General features: G+C 44.8%; 13 protein-coding genes and 1 pseudogene. 1 reads left to right on the forward strand and 13 read right to left on the reverse strand.

All coding sequences use genetic code 11. From position 1 onward, the window contains the following. The first annotated feature begins 23 nt into the window (after window positions 1-23). On the forward strand, window positions 24-962 hold the full coding sequence (gene yidC, locus E5983_RS02245) for a membrane protein insertase YidC (protein ID WP_331251088.1): 939 nt from the start codon (window positions 24-26) through the stop codon (window positions 960-962). Window positions 963-1,085: 123 nt separating this feature from the next. On the opposite strand, the gene greA is transcribed toward yidC, so the two are convergent. The 13 genes and pseudogenes from greA to E5983_RS02310 all read right to left on the reverse strand — a co-directional run. Beyond that, window positions 1,086-1,568 carry a transcription elongation factor GreA gene (gene greA / locus E5983_RS02250; RefSeq protein WP_135035449.1) on the reverse strand — a complete coding sequence of 161 codons (483 nt, stop codon included), beginning with the start codon at window positions 1,566-1,568 and terminating at the stop codon, window positions 1,086-1,088. A gap of 13 nt (window positions 1,569-1,581) precedes the next feature. Further along, complete coding sequence (mltG, locus tag E5983_RS02255) at window positions 1,582-3,249, reverse strand: endolytic transglycosylase MltG (protein WP_414486750.1); 1,668 nt, start codon at window positions 3,247-3,249, stop codon at window positions 1,582-1,584. A 152-nt stretch (window positions 3,250-3,401) separates the two neighbouring features. Then, complete coding sequence (locus E5983_RS02260; RefSeq protein ID WP_160332302.1) at window positions 3,402-3,890, reverse strand: GNAT family N-acetyltransferase; 489 nt, start codon at window positions 3,888-3,890, stop codon at window positions 3,402-3,404. Between the two features lie 55 nt (window positions 3,891-3,945). Further along, a complete protein-coding gene (gene murC / locus E5983_RS02265) occupies window positions 3,946-5,280 on the reverse strand; it encodes a UDP-N-acetylmuramate--L-alanine ligase (protein ID WP_160332303.1) in 1,335 nt (444 codons plus the stop codon). Then, window positions 5,277-5,852: a cystathionine gamma-synthase gene (locus tag E5983_RS02270; protein WP_160332304.1), complete on the reverse strand. Its 576-nt coding sequence runs from the start codon at window positions 5,850-5,852 to the stop codon at window positions 5,277-5,279. The genes murC and E5983_RS02270 overlap by 4 nt, the downstream gene beginning before the upstream one ends. Window positions 5,853-5,922: 70 nt before the next feature. Then, entirely contained in the window at window positions 5,923-9,009 is a 3,087-nt protein-coding gene (locus tag E5983_RS02275) for a DEAD/DEAH box helicase (protein WP_160332305.1), read from the reverse strand. A gap of 217 nt (window positions 9,010-9,226) precedes the next feature. Then, window positions 9,227-10,537 (reverse strand): ribosome biogenesis GTPase Der, encoded by a 1,311-nt coding sequence (der, locus tag E5983_RS02280; RefSeq protein WP_160332306.1) that lies wholly within the window; start codon window positions 10,535-10,537, stop codon window positions 9,227-9,229. A 10-nt stretch (window positions 10,538-10,547) separates the two neighbouring features. Beyond that, the gene (gene dnaI / locus E5983_RS02285; RefSeq protein WP_160332307.1) at window positions 10,548-11,444 is read right to left on the reverse strand and encodes a primosomal protein DnaI; all 897 of its coding nucleotides are present in this window, start codon (window positions 11,442-11,444) and stop codon (window positions 10,548-10,550) included. Next, a complete protein-coding gene (locus E5983_RS10100) occupies window positions 11,445-12,629 on the reverse strand; it encodes a DnaD domain protein (protein ID WP_160332308.1) in 1,185 nt (394 codons plus the stop codon). Then, a complete protein-coding gene (gene nrdR, locus E5983_RS02295) occupies window positions 12,616-13,089 on the reverse strand; it encodes a transcriptional regulator NrdR (protein WP_160332309.1) in 474 nt (157 codons plus the stop codon). Before nrdR ends, E5983_RS10100 begins: the two co-directional genes overlap by 14 nt. Before the next feature lie 254 nt (window positions 13,090-13,343). Then, entirely contained in the window at window positions 13,344-14,165 is an 822-nt protein-coding gene (locus tag E5983_RS02300) for an endonuclease/exonuclease/phosphatase family protein (RefSeq protein ID WP_160332310.1), read from the reverse strand. A gap of 23 nt (window positions 14,166-14,188) precedes the next feature. Then, window positions 14,189-16,384, reverse strand: a complete 2,196-nt coding sequence (locus E5983_RS02305) for a PTS transporter subunit IIBC (protein WP_160332311.1) — start codon at window positions 16,382-16,384, stop codon at window positions 14,189-14,191. 111 nt (window positions 16,385-16,495) lie between these two features. Next, window positions 16,496-16,687 (reverse strand): annotated as a pseudogene (locus E5983_RS02310) (IS630 family transposase); the annotation flags it as partial.

Genomic DNA, 16,687 nt, shown 5'->3' on the forward strand with positions numbered 1-16,687 from the left:
TCATTTAGAAAAGGAACTGAATTGTGACGACTAAAAAAACATTTGCTACTGCAGGACTCTTAGCTTCCATGCTAGTCTTGCTCTCAGGCTGTGTCGGTCAAGATGCTAATGGCAATCCGACAGGTCTCATTTGGACCCTCTTGGGGCAACCCATGAGCACCCTGATCACTTTCTTCGCTGAAAACCAAGCCTTGGGTTATGGTGTGGCGATTATTCTTGTAACCATTATTGTGCGTGTGATTATCCTGCCGCTAGGACTCTACCAGGCCCAGAAGGCAGCTTATCAGGCTGAAAAAATGGCCTATATGCAACCCATCTTGGCACCGATTCAAGAGCGGATGCGAAATGCCCAGACCCAAGAAGAGAAATTATTGGCCAACCAAGAATTTATGGCGGCTCAACGGGAAAATGGCCTCAATCCTTTTGGAGGCATCGGCTGTCTTCCAATCTTGATCCAGATGCCTTTCTTCTCAGCTCTCTTCTTCGCAGCCCAACATACCCCTGGTATCGCAGGTTCCAGCTGGATGAATATTCCCTTGGATTCTCCAAGTATGCTCCTGACCATCCTAACCGGAGTTCTCTACTTGATCCAGTCAGCCTTGACCCTGGTTGGAGTCACTGAAGAACAACGCAAACAAATGCAGTCCATGGTGTTGATCAGCCCCTTGATGATTATGTTCTTCTCCTTCAGCTCTCCTGCCGGAGTAGCCCTCTACTGGTTGGTCGGTGGTTTCTTCTCAATTATTCAGCAATTGATTACCATGTATGTGGTTCGTCCACGTCTCCGTAAACAAGTTGCCAAGGAATTTGAAGAAAATCCTCCTAAAACACCAAGTCAGTTCGGAGCAGCCTTTGGAGCCGGTGCAGGTGCTAGTCCTATCAAAGACGTGACCCCACCAAGCTCCCAAAACCGTCAACAGGCAAACAAAAAACGCAACGCTGGTAAGCAGCGCTCACGCTAATCAGTGACCACCCCATTTTCCTTTGGAAGATGGGGCTTTTTGTAGTTCTGGCTACTCTCAGAACCAAAAAAGGACTTGATTCTTCAAAATGAGAATCAAGTCCTTTTTCACAGGCTAACCTGCTTATTTTGATTTTTTCACAGATACGATTTTAACGTCGTAGCTGCCAACTGGGGTTTGGACGGTAACGGTGTCACCGGTTTTACGGCCGATGAGGGCTTGGCCGATCGGGCTTTCGTTAGAAACCTTATTAGCAAAGGCATCAGCACCAGCAGATCCGACAATCATGTAAGTTTCGGTGTCTGTTTCACCCACTTCTTGGATGGTTACAGTTTTACCGATAGCTACTTCATTTTTAGCAACGGAATCAGAGTCTACGATTTCAGCATAGCGAATTTTGGTCTCCAAGTCTGAGATTTGACCTTCGACAAAGGCTTGCTCGTCTTTGGCTGCCTCATATTCACTATTTTCAGAGAGGTCTCCGTAAGAACGGGCGATTTTAATCCGCTCAACGACTTCTGGACGACGGACCAATTTCAGTTCTTCTAATTCTTTTTCAAGCTTTTCCTTTTCAGCCTGGGTCATTGGATAGGTTTTTTCTGCCATAGTTTCTCACTTTCTAATTGGCACTAGCCGATGCATTGGCTAGTTTGGAATTGACATGTTCTTCAACATTCCGATTATGTTCTTCAATATTGTTGGCGTAGTAGACGGTACCTGTATCGACATCCGCTACAAAGTAGAGGTAGTCTGTTTTGTTGGGATCAATGGTGGCACGAATGGCTGCCATTCCTGGGCTGTCTACTGGACCAGGCATAAGACCTGGATTTTTGTAAATGTTGTAAGGTGAATCGATATTGGTATCGATTCCAGCATCTTCAGCGAGGGTTGTCTTTTGTCCAAGTTTGCCCATTGCATATAGGATGGCAATGTTACTTTGGAGAGGCATTTGTTGGCTCAAACGGTTATTGAAGGCGCTGGCAATATTTTTCCGATCCTCATCTGTTGCTCCCTCTTTCTCAACAAGAGAAGCTAGGGTCAAGATATCATTCACGGATTTTTGTTGCTGGGCAATCGGCTCATAGAACTGTGCCATATTGGCATCCATGGCTGCAACCATTTGTTCAATCAAGGCCTCAACTGTGTCACCCTCATTGTAGTCATAGGTTGCAGGGAAGAGATAGCCCTCTAAACGGTACTTAACTCCCGCTTCTTTGGCAGGCAGACTGCCCAAAAGATTTGGATATTTCGCCACGAGCGCTTCGATAAAGCCATCATCCTGAACTTTTTCCATAAAGGCTTCTTTGGTAAAGATACTATTTTCTTGACCATCTTTCGAAGCTGCATTTCGAGTAACAGCATCCGAAATCTGCTCCAAGGTATAACCTTCCGGAATTGTGATTTTACCGAGAGATGGGGCCACCGGACTCTCCGTTCCGCCCTCTTTCAATCTCTCAATAATTTCCTCTACATTCATATTTTTCTGCAGGTTGTAATAACCGGATTGGAAATCGGTATGATTGCGGAATTGTGTGTAAAAATTAAACACTTGGCCACTCTTAATGAGACCGGCCACTTCTAAAATGCGGCCAATTTCTCGGTTAGAAGAGCCAATCGGCACTTCAACCTGAACATACTCTGTTGAGTCTTGATCAATCGGCCCCAAGGCAGATTGGACGTAAATGTAACCGAAAACGCCAGTTGCTAGGAAGCAAAGTAAGAGTAGCAGAGTTACCACTCCAACAATCTTCTTAGCCACTTGGTTTTGTTTTCGACGTTTTTCTTGACGTTTTTCCATGTCGTCTTCTCCTTGCCAGTCGACTTGTTCAACCCGAGCCAACTTGGTTTCTTTTACAGGAGCTAGGCTCTGTTTCTGTTCTTCGGCAGCAAAAGAGAGCGATTTCCCTGGAGCTGCTTTCATGCGAATCTGAGCTCCAGGTTGTTTCTGCTGGACAGCTTCTGCATGCGCTTTTTCTTTAGCCGCAGGGACCGTTCTTTGTTTGCGAAGAGCCTCTGTCTCAATGGTGGTGGTATGTTTTTTACCAATGGACAAGGGCACCTGGATGGACTTCCCTTTCCGTTTGAGAGCTACTGCCGGCTTGGGTGCCGCTACAGGAGCCTCCGGATTCACATCTGTCTGTTTGATCTTTCCGGCGTGAGGGGTAGCTGGAACGGCAGGCCTAGTCTCTGAGGATTTCACTCTAGACTGTTCGACTCCTGCTTCTTGTTCAACCACCTGGGCCTGAGCCATTTTTTCAGCATGGGCACGCTGAACCTGACTCAGCATCTCCTGTCTTTTTTGCTTGGATTTGGAAAGGTCTCTCAGAATTTGCTCTTTAAAGCTTAGACTTTTCGGTCTTTCTTGGTCAGCCAAAGGCGGGACCTCCTTCATACTAATCTAAATCATTATACCACAAAGACAGGATTTTCCACTAATGATTATAACCCTAATTCCCACAACATATCAAACCATTTTTCTCCGGCATAAGTGGAAGAAGAGGGACCTAATAGCTGGAAGCCCTGGCCTTCATAATAGCCAATCAAGTAATCATGGCAGGTTAAGTTAATCCCCAGCCGCTGATCCCGCAAGACCACCTGCTTCAGCTCATCTAGGAGTAAGGTTCCCAGCCCCCGGCCTTGCGCCTCCGGCGCCACGGACAAACTGGTAATCGAAATGTAGCCGCCCGGTTCCGCACTCCAATCCTGAGCTTGGTAAAAGTTCCGGTCTACTAGGGTTCGTTCGGGAACCACCGGTCCTTCAAGATAGGCGAGAATGCGGTCATCTTCCTCATAAACTAGGAAACTGGTCGCAATGTTTTGAATATGACGGGCCAGGGTTTCATAGGGCAAAGCTTCTTCCTGTCCAAAATTTTGGACTTCAATCTCATGCAGCCGATCCAAATCAGCCATCCTTGCCAGACGTATCATATTTCCTCCCAAAAAAAGAAGGGGAGGTCGGGACCAGCCCCACCTCTCTACTTCATTATTGAATATTATTAGTTAAATTCGCAAGCAACTGCTCAAAAGAGTGTTCGTAGGTCTGGATATCACCAGCTCCCATAAACACAAAAATCGCATTGTCATGATCCAAGAGAGGCGAGACATTATCGACTGTGATAATACCACCTTTTTTGGCAACCTTAGCTGCCAGATCCTCCACGCGTACCTGACCGTCGTCCACCTCACGGGCAGATCCATAAATCTCTGCCAAATAAACCGAATCTGCCAAGTTCAAGGCCTCCGCAAATTCATCCATCAAGGCAATAGTCCGCGTAAAGGTATGGGGTTGAAAAATCGCAACGATTTCTTTACTTGGATATTTTTGACGAGCGGCATCAATGGTCGCAATGATTTCTGTTGGATGGTGGGCAAAATCATCAATAATGGTCACACCATTCACAATTTTCTCGGTAAAGCGACGTTTCACACCCGCGAAGGTTTTCAAATGCTGACGCGCCAAGTCCAAATCAAAACCAATCGTATGCAACAAGCCGATAACCGCTGTCGCGTTCATAACATTGTGTTTGCCATAAGTTGGAATGTGGAACTGACCAAGGTCTTCCCCACGAAACTCAACCGTGAAGGTTGAACCAGTCGTCAAACGCACCAAGTCCTTGGCAATGAAATCATTTGTCTCAGGATCAAATCCATAATAATAGATCGGAGCCTCAGAAGTAATCTTCCTGAGGAGTTGGTCTTCCCCGTAAATGAAGAGACCATTTTTAACATTATCTGCATAGGTGTCAAAGGCATCAAAGACATCCATTAGACTGGTAAAGTAATCCGGATGGTCAAAATCAATATTGGTAATGATTGAGTAAGCCGGATGATACGGAAGGAAATGACGTTCGTATTCATCTGATTCGAAAACAAAGTAACTAGCTTGTTTCGATCCACGTCCAGTCCCATCACCAATCAGGTAAGATGTGTCTGTCATATGAGACAAAACATGGGCTAACAAACCGGTTGTCGATGTCTTCCCATGAGCACCCGCTACACCAAGACTGGTAAATTGCTCCATAAATTCGCCCAGAAACTCATGGTAACGACGGTAGCTAAGTCCCTGCTCCTCAGCCGCTGCCAGTTCCACATTGTTGCTAGCCTTGAAGGCATTTCCCGCAATCAATTCTAAATCGGGAGACAGGTTGGCTGCATCAAAGGGCAAAATCTGGATCCCTTCCTGCTCTAAACCGCGTTGGGTAAAGTAGTACTTATCGACATCACTCCCCTGGACCTCATAGCCCATTTGATGCAGCATGAGTGCCAAGGCTGACATCCCTGACCCCTTAATTCCGATAAAATGAAAACGCTTGGTCATTTTTTCTCTCTCTCATTCGTCAACTTGCGCAAATCCAATTCCTGATTGGTTCGACGAGGACTTACTTTCTGTTCTTTCTCTTGGTAAATTTGACTCTTCCTTAGAAAATCATAGGAATCCTTGCTAGCCTTTTTATCACTTTTTTTAGTCCGTCCCCGTAAATCCGCTAGAATATACTGGTCCTGACTGAGTTTTTGGCCATACTTACGGTAATCCGAACCCGCTTCCTCCTGAGGTCGTAAGGGCTGCACTTCCTCCAGACGACGCTTGAGGTCTTGACGAAAGACCTGATTGGGATCATCCTGAAGATAAGAGGCGGACCGTTTCTGGCGGACACTTTCTCTGGCTTTTTCACGGCCCAAGGCGGCATCCGTCTTAAACTCTTCCTCGACCGGTAACTCCTTGTTCTCGAGTTTTGCAGTCGAAATCGGCGCCCAATCATAAAAGGACTTTTCCTGGTAATCACCTTTAATATTACTAATAAAATCAGACTCTTCATAGAGATTCATTGGCTGACGATCCTCAAAAATTGGGTCAGAATCAGTCGCCAAAGGAAATTGTTTATCTACCATCGTTTTATCCTCTCAAATCTCAATTATAGCGTTTTTTCTCCGATTTTCAAGTTTAGTCCTCCTACTTTTCCTAGATACCTAAAATTTCCTTCACCTCGTCCAAACCAAAGGACTCATTAGGACGCCCCGCATCCAGAATAGAACCTAAAAGATTGCGTTTGTGTTCTTGCAATTCAAAAATCTTTTCTTCAATACTACCCTTGGTAATAAAACGGTAAACTTGAACTGGATTTTGCTGTCCCATTCGATGAGCACGACCGATAGCTTGCTCCTCCACTGCTGGATTCCACCATAAATCTAATAGAAAAACCGTATCTGCCCCAGTCAAGTTAAGACCGACACCACCAGCTTTCAACGAAATTAATACAACATCACCTTGCCCTTGGTTAAAAGCTTGACTAATCTCTTGCCGTTTACGGGCGGGTGTCGACCCTTTGATCGTGAAGTAATCCACCTTAGCTTTATCAAGTATTGGCTCCACCAAGGTGAGCATCTCTACAAATTGGGAAAAAATCAAAATCCGTTGGCCACTTTCCTTGGCTCCAGCGAGTAAAATCTTCAATAATTCTAATTTACCACTCTGTCCCTGATAATCCTCCAAAAAAAGAGCAGGGCTGTCGCAAATCTGCCGCAGACGGGTTAAACCGGCTAGAAATTCTACTTTGCGTTTCCTGAATTCCTGCTCTGTCAATCCTTGAAGCTCTTGTTGCATTTGTTCCCGTTGTGCCACATATAGTGCTTTTTGTTCAGGAAGCAACTCCGTCACATAGATATCTTCTGTTTTTTCAGGTAGTTCTGTTAAAATTGTTTGCTTGTCCCTACGAAGAATAAAGGGGCGAATTTGGTGTGCGACTGCCTCCACTGGCATTTTTAAGAGGAGTTTTTTTGCCGGTAAAAGACCAGGCAGTACAATTCCGAAAATGGATCCGATTTCTTCTAAACGATTTTCAACAGGCGTACCGGACAAAGCAAAAATCGACTCTGCATCAATCTTTTGCAGACTTGCGTGAACCTTGGTGCGCTGATTTTTTAAGTACTGTGCCTCATCCAAGATGAGTGATTGAAAGTGCTCGTTTTGATAATCAGAAATATCCTGCCGTAGACTTCCATAGCTAGTCAAATAGACCTGATAATCCTTACCACGCACTTCTTCTCGCTCTTTTTTGGAACCATAGACCATTCCAACTGTTAAGTCAGGGGCAAATCGCTCCAACTCTGCCTTCCAATTATACAGCAAACCTGAAGGGGCAACAATTAAAGATTTCTCCCCCACTTTCAGATTCAATACTAAAAAGCTAATCGCCTGCAGGGTCTTCCCAAGCCCCATATCATCTGCGAGAATCCCGCCAAAACCGTAATGGGCAAGCATCGACATCCACGCAACACCCAGCCGTTGATAGTCTCGCAATTGTTCGACTATTGGATGGGGAGGTAGGGGATAGCTTCCTGGATCAACTAAGTGTTCTAAGAGTTCCTCTAGAGCTTCTGAATAGCTAACAGAAGCTCCATGTAAGGCAGCATTTACACGTCCCAACAGTTGCCGCTTAACTTGGAAATGTCCCTCTTCTTGATTCCAGATGCCATCCTCCACCGACATCAGCTGTTGTAGTTGCTCTTGCTTGGTTGCAGCTAGACTAAGATAACGCCCTGTCTTAGTTCGGTAAAGGTTTCCTGTCGAAAGAACTTGTATCGCCTCCTGAATGTCAGCTGAGTCAACTCCCTCTAGGGAAAAACTCACCTCCAGGAAACCTTGTCCTTCTTCAATACTGAGTTCCAAATCAACTTCCTGTCTCAGTTCTGTAAAAGCAGGAGACAGGATCACATCTGCTAGTTCCTGTAATTTTGGAAGGTGGTAATCAAAGAAATCCACTATCTCTACTTCCGTAAAGGGAGGTCTTCTCCCCACCATCGTGGATGGAAAATCAGCTTCTTGTAACGCTAGCTCATAGTCCAGCTGTTGCTGATAACTCAAGATAAGACCCGAAGAGGCCAGCTGGTGTTCATCTGTAAAAATTTGATCATCAATCTGATACGTGGACTGAGTCTGTATCCACCCCTGTGGATCAACATCCAAATGGAGGGTAATTGCGAACGCTTGTGGCTCTAAACCCTCCGGCAACCAAAGATTCACAACCCCTTTTACCATTTCCAAAAAAGTAAACAAGCGACTCAATTGATTGGTCCCAAAAACCAAGGGCTCCATTACAATAGTTTCAAAATAGAAATGAAGCTTATTTAAAAGCCTAGCTTGGCCATAGGAAATTTGAAAAAAAGTATCTTGAAAATAAAGGAGTTGTCCTTCATAAAAGCTAAAATGCTCTTTGATTTCAAAGAATAGCTCATAACCTCCCTTAGCCTCTAGCAACTTCAAAAAATAGGGACTCTGCTCTTCTGTCAATGGTTGGAAGCCGGGATGTCGTTGAACCCCTTCATCAAAATCTACCGAAAAATGCTCCAACTCCTGAAACAAAGGAAAGGCTTGCTGCAGCAGGGGTAAGGGGAGACTTAGATAGCGCCCGTAATGTGAAAAAAATGGATTAGAAATCACCGAAGCCTCTTGCTTAAGATTCAAGAGAAAAGATAAGACATTTTGACTAGCTGAATCAAATAACTCCCAACTTAAATTCTCAATTTGAATCTGGCGACCTAGGCGAAGCTCAGCTCCATATTCCAGGCGTGTTAATAAATCTGAAATATCCCTAACAATATAGGCTTTAGACTCCCCATAACGCAACTTGAAAGTCCACTGGATTACAGGGCGATAACGTGGAAGACTTCCTTCAACTTCTAGATGTAATTGGTCGAGCTCCTTCCTATCTTTTAGGAAAAAGCTAAAGAAATTTTCTCCGTTCTTATGGAAATCAGGAAAGCGTTCGCGCCTTGGCTCAGCTTCCAAGGGGACTAATGATTCCACAGATGTCCTACCGTCCTCTTCTTCCCTTATGAAAATCTCAACGGCCGCAAGGTGAGCACAGTAGCCCTCTTTACTAAAATCTTGACAGGAGCAATAATCTTGACCTCCAACTGCTGAGAGGTGAACCTCCTCTGTAGCCACCTGAAATTGCAACAAACCATCCTGGTAATCTTGAAACCTAACCCTATCATCTTGATAGAGTACCTTACCTTCCTGGCGTACCTTACCTGGAATCATTCGCATACTCCTCCTCCTTATGCTTCAAAATCTAATCTTGCCAAGCTTCCATGATAAACTTTAGGATGTACGAAAGCTGTACTTGGCTTCTATTGATCCGATTTAACAGGGCTCTCAGAGCTGTTAAACTCCCCTCGTCGGCTTTCCTAATCATTCTTTTGAAATTCTACAAGTATTCTAATTTTGATGGTCACTAAATAATATTTCTCAAACAGAGACCCTGCTATTTCCGTTTACGGGCAATCAAATGGATTGGGGTTCCTTCAAAAACAAAGGCTTTGCGAATTTGGTTTTCCAAGAAACGGAGATAAGAGAAATGCATCAATTCTTCTTCGTTCACAAAAATAACAAAGGTCGGTGGTTTGACAGCCACTTGGGTTGCATAGAAAATTTTAAGCCGTTTCCCTTTATCCGTTGGGGTTGGATTAATCGCAATCGCATCCATAATCACATCGTTCAAGACCGCACTTGGAATCCGCAAGTTTTGGTTTTGACTGATCTCCTTAATCATTGCTGGTAACTTATGCAAGCGTTGTTTGGTCATCGCAGATACAAAAATAATCGGTGCATAAGAGAGGTATTGGAATTGGTCACGAATGTCTTCTTCCCAGTTTTTGAGGGTATGGTTGTCCTTGTCCAAGGTATCCCACTTATTAACAACGATAATGATTCCTTTACCGGCCTCATGGGCAAAACCAGCAATCCGTTTGTCATATTCCCGGATTCCTTCTTCGGCATTTAGAACCATCAGGACCACATCAGACCGGTCAATCGCCCGCATGGCCCGCATTACAGAGTATTTTTCTGTATTCTCATAGACCTTACCGGACTTGCGCATACCCGCAGTGTCAATCATGGTAAACTCTTGGCCCTCTGCATCTACAAAATGAGTATCAATGGCATCACGGGTTGTTCCCGCTACGGGACTGGCAATAACCCGATCCTCACCTAGAATGGCATTGATTAAACTGGATTTCCCAACATTGGGACGACCGATCAAGCTGAAACGAATCACATCGGACTCATCTTGGGAATCCTCAGCTGGTAAATTTTCAATAATCGCATCCAAGACATCTCCGGTTCCAATCCCGTGGACACTGGAAACTGGATAGAGCTCTCCCAGCCCCAAAGAATAAAAATCATAGATGTCATTGCGCATCTCTGGATTATCAACCTTATTAACCACCAAGATGACCGGCTTCTCTGTTTTATAGAGCATTTTCGCGACATATTCATCCGCATTGGTGATGCCTTCCTTACCAGAGACCACAAAGACAATCACATCGGCCTCATTCATGGCGATTTCGGCTTGGTGTTTAATTTGTTCCATAAAAGGAGCATCGACGTCATCGATTCCCCCGGTATCAATAATGCTAAAGGAACGATTGAGCCACTCGGCCTGGGCATAAATCCGATCCCGGGTTACTCCTTCCACATCCTCCACAATTGAAATCCGCTCCCCGGCAATCCGGTTAAAAAGCGTCGATTTTCCGACATTGGGACGACCGACAATCGCCACTGTTGCTACTGACATAATTTCTCCTTTACTGATTCCGCCGGTTTGCACCCGGCACATGTATTTCTTTGACTAAATAACGCAGGCGTTCCATCACCCGTTGAGCCTGCCAACTTTCATCACCTTCTTTTCCTCTGGACATGCGCTTTTGTAGATCTCCAAAGGATAAATTCGAACTAAAGAAGGTCGGTAAATTTTCCTGCATCCGGTACTGGAGGATTACCTGGAGGACCTCATCTCGTAGCCAAGATGAGAATTGTTCCGCACCAATATCATCGAGGATTAAACAAGGGACTCCCTTGACCTCCTCAATTTGTTCCCGAACAGTATTGTTCTTAAAGCCATCCTTAAGATCCTGAACAAAGGTTGGAAAGTGCAACATCACCGTTTGAATCCCCTTAATAGTCGCTAGATCATTGGCAAAAGCTGCTAGCAAGTAGGTCTTGCCGATGCCAAAATCACCGTAAAGATAGAGACCTTGGTAGTCTTGCGGATAGTTCAGAATAAATTTGGTCAACTGTTCAATGGTGGCCCAGCGATCATCTAAATCCAAGTCTTGCAGGCTAACTCCTCTCAGACTTTCAGGTAAATTCAAGAGCTGAACGCGATTTCGGAGTTCTCGGGCTTTTTCAGCTGCAATCAATTCATCTGTTTCTTGATAACTAACATCTGCATAGCCTTGGTTCATGATCAGAACAGGTTGGTAACCTTTGGAGAGGTAGGCCTCTTCCCCCTTCTGGAAACGATCCCGCTCACTGATAAATTGACTAAACTTGGAGATTGACCGTTGAATTTCTTCCAAACTAAGTCCGTGTTCTTGGATAAAGCGATTCACGTCTGGATCCTGCTGAATCTCTTGGACCAACTGTTGGTAGTCCATTTTTCGCTGAGCTTTTCCTTCCAGGGCATTATGTACTGATTTCATCTAGTTTCCTTCCCCCTTCATTTGTTGGAACATCCGCTTGCGCTCTTCTTCACGCGCCCTCATCTCTTCTGGTGTCGTTTGATCGACATAATTTTTCTGGCTCCAATTAGGAACATTGGATGGGCTAGATGGGCTACTTCCTTTCTTCCGGTTGCCGGACGAAGTCTGCTTCCGAGAGGGAGATGTTTCTTTTATCCGTTGCTGAATGCGAACAATCGCTTCTTCTGCACTCGTAATCCCCTGTTTTTGGAAATCCTCAGCCACTCTGAGAACATAGCGCTCATTGATCTGCAAGCTGTTATCTCGATTATAGGCCAGGAGTAAGAGAATACTGATGACCTCGTCTAAAAAACCTTGTTTCTGCAAGCTCAAAATCAGAGCTCGTTCCTGGTCGGTAACAGAACTTCCACGAGTATCCTTGAGCTGCCCTAAAAACTCCAGAGCAGATTGGGATTTACTTTCCTTCAAATAGAAGCTCTCTCCCTGACTAAAACTAGCCACAACTGGTTTTTGCTTCAATTTCGCTTCCATGCGATTGGTGGCAACTTTCCCCTGAACAGCGGTTTCTTCTGCCAACTGATAGAGTTGATTCCAATTTAAGTGGTATTCTCGGGCTAAAAGTTCCAAGGCCAGAACATCCGTATCCCGGTTGGCATAGCTGAGAGAGCCTTTTTCGAGGCGTTTCTGGAAAGTGACTGGGTCAAACTGGTTGAAAGTGGCTTTGACAACTTCTCGCTGTTCTCCAGCCAAGAGTCCTTTGAAAAACTTACCCTCGTTCGCCACCTGCTTCTGCCCTTGCGGTTTGGCGGGTTCTAGTTCTTTTAAAGCGACTTCTCCAATTTTATTTTTCAATAAGGGACGTAACAAATGATCTTGAAGAAACTCCGCTCCTTCAAGAGGAGAGCGCAGATAAAGTGTAATGGAATCTGCTATAAAAACTTCCACTAGTCTGACAACCTGTAGCAATTCAAGGGCCTGATTAAAACGGTCCACACCAAATTGGAGGTGGTTCAGTACCTGGGCAACCTGGGTCTGGCTGCTCCCCCCATCCCAAAAACTCAAGAAATAGTGATAGAGAGCAAAGGCATCCGCCCCAATAATCGGGTAATAAAAGACTACTAAGGAGCTAGCATCCTTTTGAGGCGCCAAACCCTTCCCGTAGTAAAAAAAATCACTCGGTTTCACTCTCTTCTCCTTTCTGTCGGAATTGTCGCAGGAGTTCCTCGACCTCACTTAATTCATTAAAACGTTTGTAAACACTGGCAAAGCGGAAATAGGCAATGGGATCGAGTTCTGATAAAGCTTCTAAAACACGGTCCCCCACTTCATCCGAGCTGACCTCCCCGCTCGATGAATTTCGAAGGTTGGTCTCAATTTTTTTAACCACTTCTTTAATCTGCTCGGAGGTAACTGGACGTTTTTCGGCCGATTGAAAAATGCCATTATAAATCTTGGAAGATTCGAAATTTTCCCGACGCCCATCTTTTTTGATAACCACCAGGGGCTTGGTTTCAATCCGTTCATAGGTTGTATAGCGATATTGGCAATTTTCACAAACACGACGCCGACGAATCGCAGCTCCCTGCTCCACTTGTCGGCTATCAATAACCTTAGTCTGATCACTTTGACATTCCGGGCAACGCATCCTTCACCTCCAACACTTCATTATACCATGCCAAACACCGTATTCGAAAAAAATAGCCAAAAAGCTCCTGGCTAGTCCTAAAAACAAGAAATATAATTTCCAATCCGGATACCCAAAAGCTGGTTGTAAAGAAAGGAGAATAAAAACTCCAAAAAAGACTTGGACCAACTGCGAACTCCCCAAGGAGTTTGGTCCAAGTCTTTGAAGCTCATTTTCGAATCATTGATCAGAGTTCGCATACACGATTAGTCCTATTAATGGCCAGGATAGGCTAGAACCTCCAAGCCAAAATGGTCGCTGACAATCGGGCCAGCTACTCCGTCAAAAATCACAGCTGACCGCTCTACCTGCCAGCTAGGTGACAAGAAGGTAAAATCAATCCGAAGGGGAGGGGTTTTAGCCTCCCAGCCATCGATATGTCCACCCATGGTAAATTCACCCTGGACTTCTTTCGCTGCCAAGTGACTGTCCTGAAGTTGTAGGGGGCTAGCCAGAATATGCTCATAGCCTTCCTGACCGGCAGGATTATTAAAATCTCCCATTAACACGAGCGGAAGGAAACTCGCTTTGAGTTCCGCTTCCAAGCGCCCCCACTCAGCTTGGAACCCCTTGTTCCACCAGGATAGATGGACACTAGCCACTTGAATAGCTTGCCCGTCCACTACTGTCTCCGCCAACAATACCTGACGCCGACGGTAGTCCTTGGGATCATCAATATCTGATACCAATAGTTCCTTGGCCTTTAGCGGTTCCTTGGAGAGAATCGCCACTCCCTCATGGTAACGGTCATAACCAATGTGATTATAGGCCCAGCTCCAATAATACTGCAGACCTGCCTGTTGCAATTCACCCACCAGTACATGTGCAAAATGATCGTCATGAATAGCAAGAAGTGGCTGAGCTACTACGTAGCCCGCCACTTCTTCCGCAGGGGAAGAGTTAATCTCCTGATTAACTTCTTGCAAACAAATGACATCATAATCCTCACGAACAATTTGTTGAACAAGGTCAGCCAATTTTTGTTCTGGCTCTTCCTCCATCCAAGAATGGGTGTTCAAGGTTAAGAATTTTGCCATTTTTTCCCTTTTCTAGTTTAAGATTATAGTTCAACAGTTGCAACTGTATCATCCTTAGCAACTGGGCCAAGTTTGTTAACAGATACGCTTTGAACAAAGTCTTGATTGGTGAAGACAACGATTGTAGCTGTTTCACGACCTGCTTCACGGATAGCATCCAAATCAGCGGTTACTAAACGATCCCCACGTTCCACTTTTTGACCTTCTGCCACATGAACGGTAAATGGCTTACCTTCCAAGCTGACAGTATCTAGACCAATGTGGATCAAGATTTCAAGTCCTTCTTCAGTCAAGAGACCGAGCGCGTGTTTGGTTGGGAAGATGCTGGTTACAGTTGCATTAACAGGGGCGTAGAATTCACCATTACTTGGTTCAACTGCAAATCCATCTCCCATCATTTTTTGAGAAAAGACTGGATCTGAAACAGAGGCCAATTCAATAGCCTTACCATCAGCCACACTAGCAACTGCAACGGCTTTACCTTGAGGGGCCGAAGATTCTGCAGGAGCATCATCAAAGACTGTCATCACAGTTTGTGGAATCACTTCACCGGAATCCAAGAGGTCTTGGATATCTGATTTCAAAACATCGGCTTTTGGTCCATAAATCGCTTGGACACCTGAGTCCTTCATCACAAGACCCATAGCTCCTTCTTTTTTCCACAAATCTTCTGATCCAACTTTATCAGGATCCTTAACGGTTACACGAAGACGGGTCATACATGCATCAACATCGCTGATGTTACTTGCTCCACCAAGAAGATTGATAACGTTAACCGCTTGCGATGGAGCAGCTACTTTACCATCACCAGAACCTGCTGCCGCAGAATCAGCTGAAGCCATACCTTCTTCATAGTTTCCGTTCCGACCTGGTGTCGCATAGTTGAATTTGCGAATCATAAAGTCTGAAATGAAGTACATTACAAGACCAAAGAGGGCAGTTACCCAAACAAAGTTTACAATATCCATTCCCAAACCTGCATTAATCGCAAGTGGAGTACGGGTTAGGAATTCAATGCTTCCGAAAGAGTGCATCCGCAAGTTCACAATGTCTGCCATCCCAAAGGCTAGACCTTGGATCAAAGCGTAGATAACATAAAGTGGCATCGCCACGAACATAAACATGTACTCAACAGGCTCAGTAACACCAGTTAGGAAAACTGCCAAGGCAGTTGCAGTAAGCATCCCTTTGTATTTCGCTTTTTTATCGGCATCGACATTTTTATAGATTGCAAAGACAATCCCCATCAAGATACCCATCGAACCAATCATTTGTCCGACTTTGAAGCGGGCAGGAGTGATAGTTTCTAGAAGGGTGTTGTAGGCAGCTGTATCACCGGCAGCCTTCAAATTTGTCAAGTCAGTTACCCAAGCCAACCAGAGTGGATCTTGTCCAAATACAGTTTGACCTGCTGTTGCACCAGTCATAATCTCATAAGTACCACCAAGAGCGGTATAGTTGATTGGGATGGTCAACATATGGTGAAGACCAAATGGCAACAAGAGACGCTCCAAAGTACCAAAGAGGAATGGGGCAATAAATGGCGCATTTTCTTGGGAGTTGGCAATCCAAACACCGAAAGCGTTGATTCCAGACTGGATGACTGGCCATACAAGGGATAGGATAATCGCTACAATCACAGAACGTAGGATAACCACAAATGGTACAAACCGTTTTCCGTTAAAGAAGGAAAGCGCATCTGGAAGTTTACGGTAGTTGTAGTATTTGTTGTAGGCAGTTGCTCCAACAAATCCGGCAATAATTCCGACAAACACTCCCATGTTCAAGGCAGGCGCCTCAAGGACACTCACAAAATAATCTGAGACCTTGATAGTTGATCCAAGCAGTGTTTGTACAGTTGCATCTGGATCACGCAACATATCACCATTTACACCAAGGATAACCCCTGTCAAGCGGCTCAATAGAATGAAGGAAAGTCCCGCAGCGAAAGCACCGCCCGCACGTTCCTTAGCCCAGCTACCACCGATTGCAAGAGCAAAGAGGATGTGGAGGTTTCCGATAACACCCCAACCAATTTGCTCAAGCACGCTACCAATCATCACCAGAGCGCCAACTTCCGGTCCCAACATTGGGATCGATTTCCCGATGGAAATCATCAAACCAGCGGCTGGCATAACAGCGATAACCACCATCAGAGCTTTACCGAATTTTTGCCAGAATTCAAAGCTCGTTAGATTTTTGAATGCATCTTTCATCATACATCTCCTCATATATTTAATAGCTTCACGATAGGCAATCGTTTGACTTACAACTCATTATACCGTATCCCTTCGCTTTTGTAAAGGTTTTCATAACTTTTTATTTAATACTCATTGAAATTCAAAATCTGAAAAAAGCCATTCTCTATGGACAATAGATTTTAGATCAGACCAATGCAAATTTTGAATCACTTCTTGTAGTTTATCTATCACTTCCTCAAGTGTTTTAAAGGCTTTGTTTTTGAATCCTCTTTTACGAATCTCAGTCCACACCTGCTCGATTGGATTCATTTCAGGAGTGTA

Origin of the sequence: Streptococcus danieliae (assembly GCF_009767945.1) — a bacterium.
Taxonomy (GTDB): Bacteria; Bacillota; Bacilli; order Lactobacillales; family Streptococcaceae; genus Streptococcus; species Streptococcus danieliae.

What these genes read in the sequence shown, in the direction of transcription:
- greA (WP_135035449.1), bottom strand. Translation starts at nt 1,568, where the DNA reads ATGGCAGAAAAAACCTATCCAATGACCCAGGCTGAAAAGGAAAAGCTT.
- mltG (WP_414486750.1), bottom strand. Translation starts at nt 3,249, where the DNA reads ATGCTGAGTCAGGTTCAGCGTGCCCATGCTGAAAAAATGGCTCAGGCC.
- E5983_RS02260 (WP_160332302.1), bottom strand. Translation starts at nt 3,890, where the DNA reads ATGATACGTCTGGCAAGGATGGCTGATTTGGATCGGCTGCATGAGATT.
- murC (WP_160332303.1), bottom strand. Translation starts at nt 5,280, where the DNA reads ATGACCAAGCGTTTTCATTTTATCGGAATTAAGGGGTCAGGGATGTCA.
- E5983_RS02270 (WP_160332304.1), bottom strand. Translation starts at nt 5,852, where the DNA reads ATGGTAGATAAACAATTTCCTTTGGCGACTGATTCTGACCCAATTTTT.
- E5983_RS02275 (WP_160332305.1), bottom strand. Translation starts at nt 9,009, where the DNA reads ATGCGAATGATTCCAGGTAAGGTACGCCAGGAAGGTAAGGTACTCTAT.
- der (WP_160332306.1), bottom strand. Translation starts at nt 10,537, where the DNA reads ATGTCAGTAGCAACAGTGGCGATTGTCGGTCGTCCCAATGTCGGAAAA.
- dnaI (WP_160332307.1), bottom strand. Translation starts at nt 11,444, where the DNA reads ATGAAATCAGTACATAATGCCCTGGAAGGAAAAGCTCAGCGAAAAATG.
- nrdR (WP_160332309.1), bottom strand. Translation starts at nt 13,089, where the DNA reads ATGCGTTGCCCGGAATGTCAAAGTGATCAGACTAAGGTTATTGATAGC.
- E5983_RS02300 (WP_160332310.1), bottom strand. Translation starts at nt 14,165, where the DNA reads ATGGCAAAATTCTTAACCTTGAACACCCATTCTTGGATGGAGGAAGAG.
- E5983_RS02305 (WP_160332311.1), bottom strand. Translation starts at nt 16,384, where the DNA reads ATGATGAAAGATGCATTCAAAAATCTAACGAGCTTTGAATTCTGGCAA.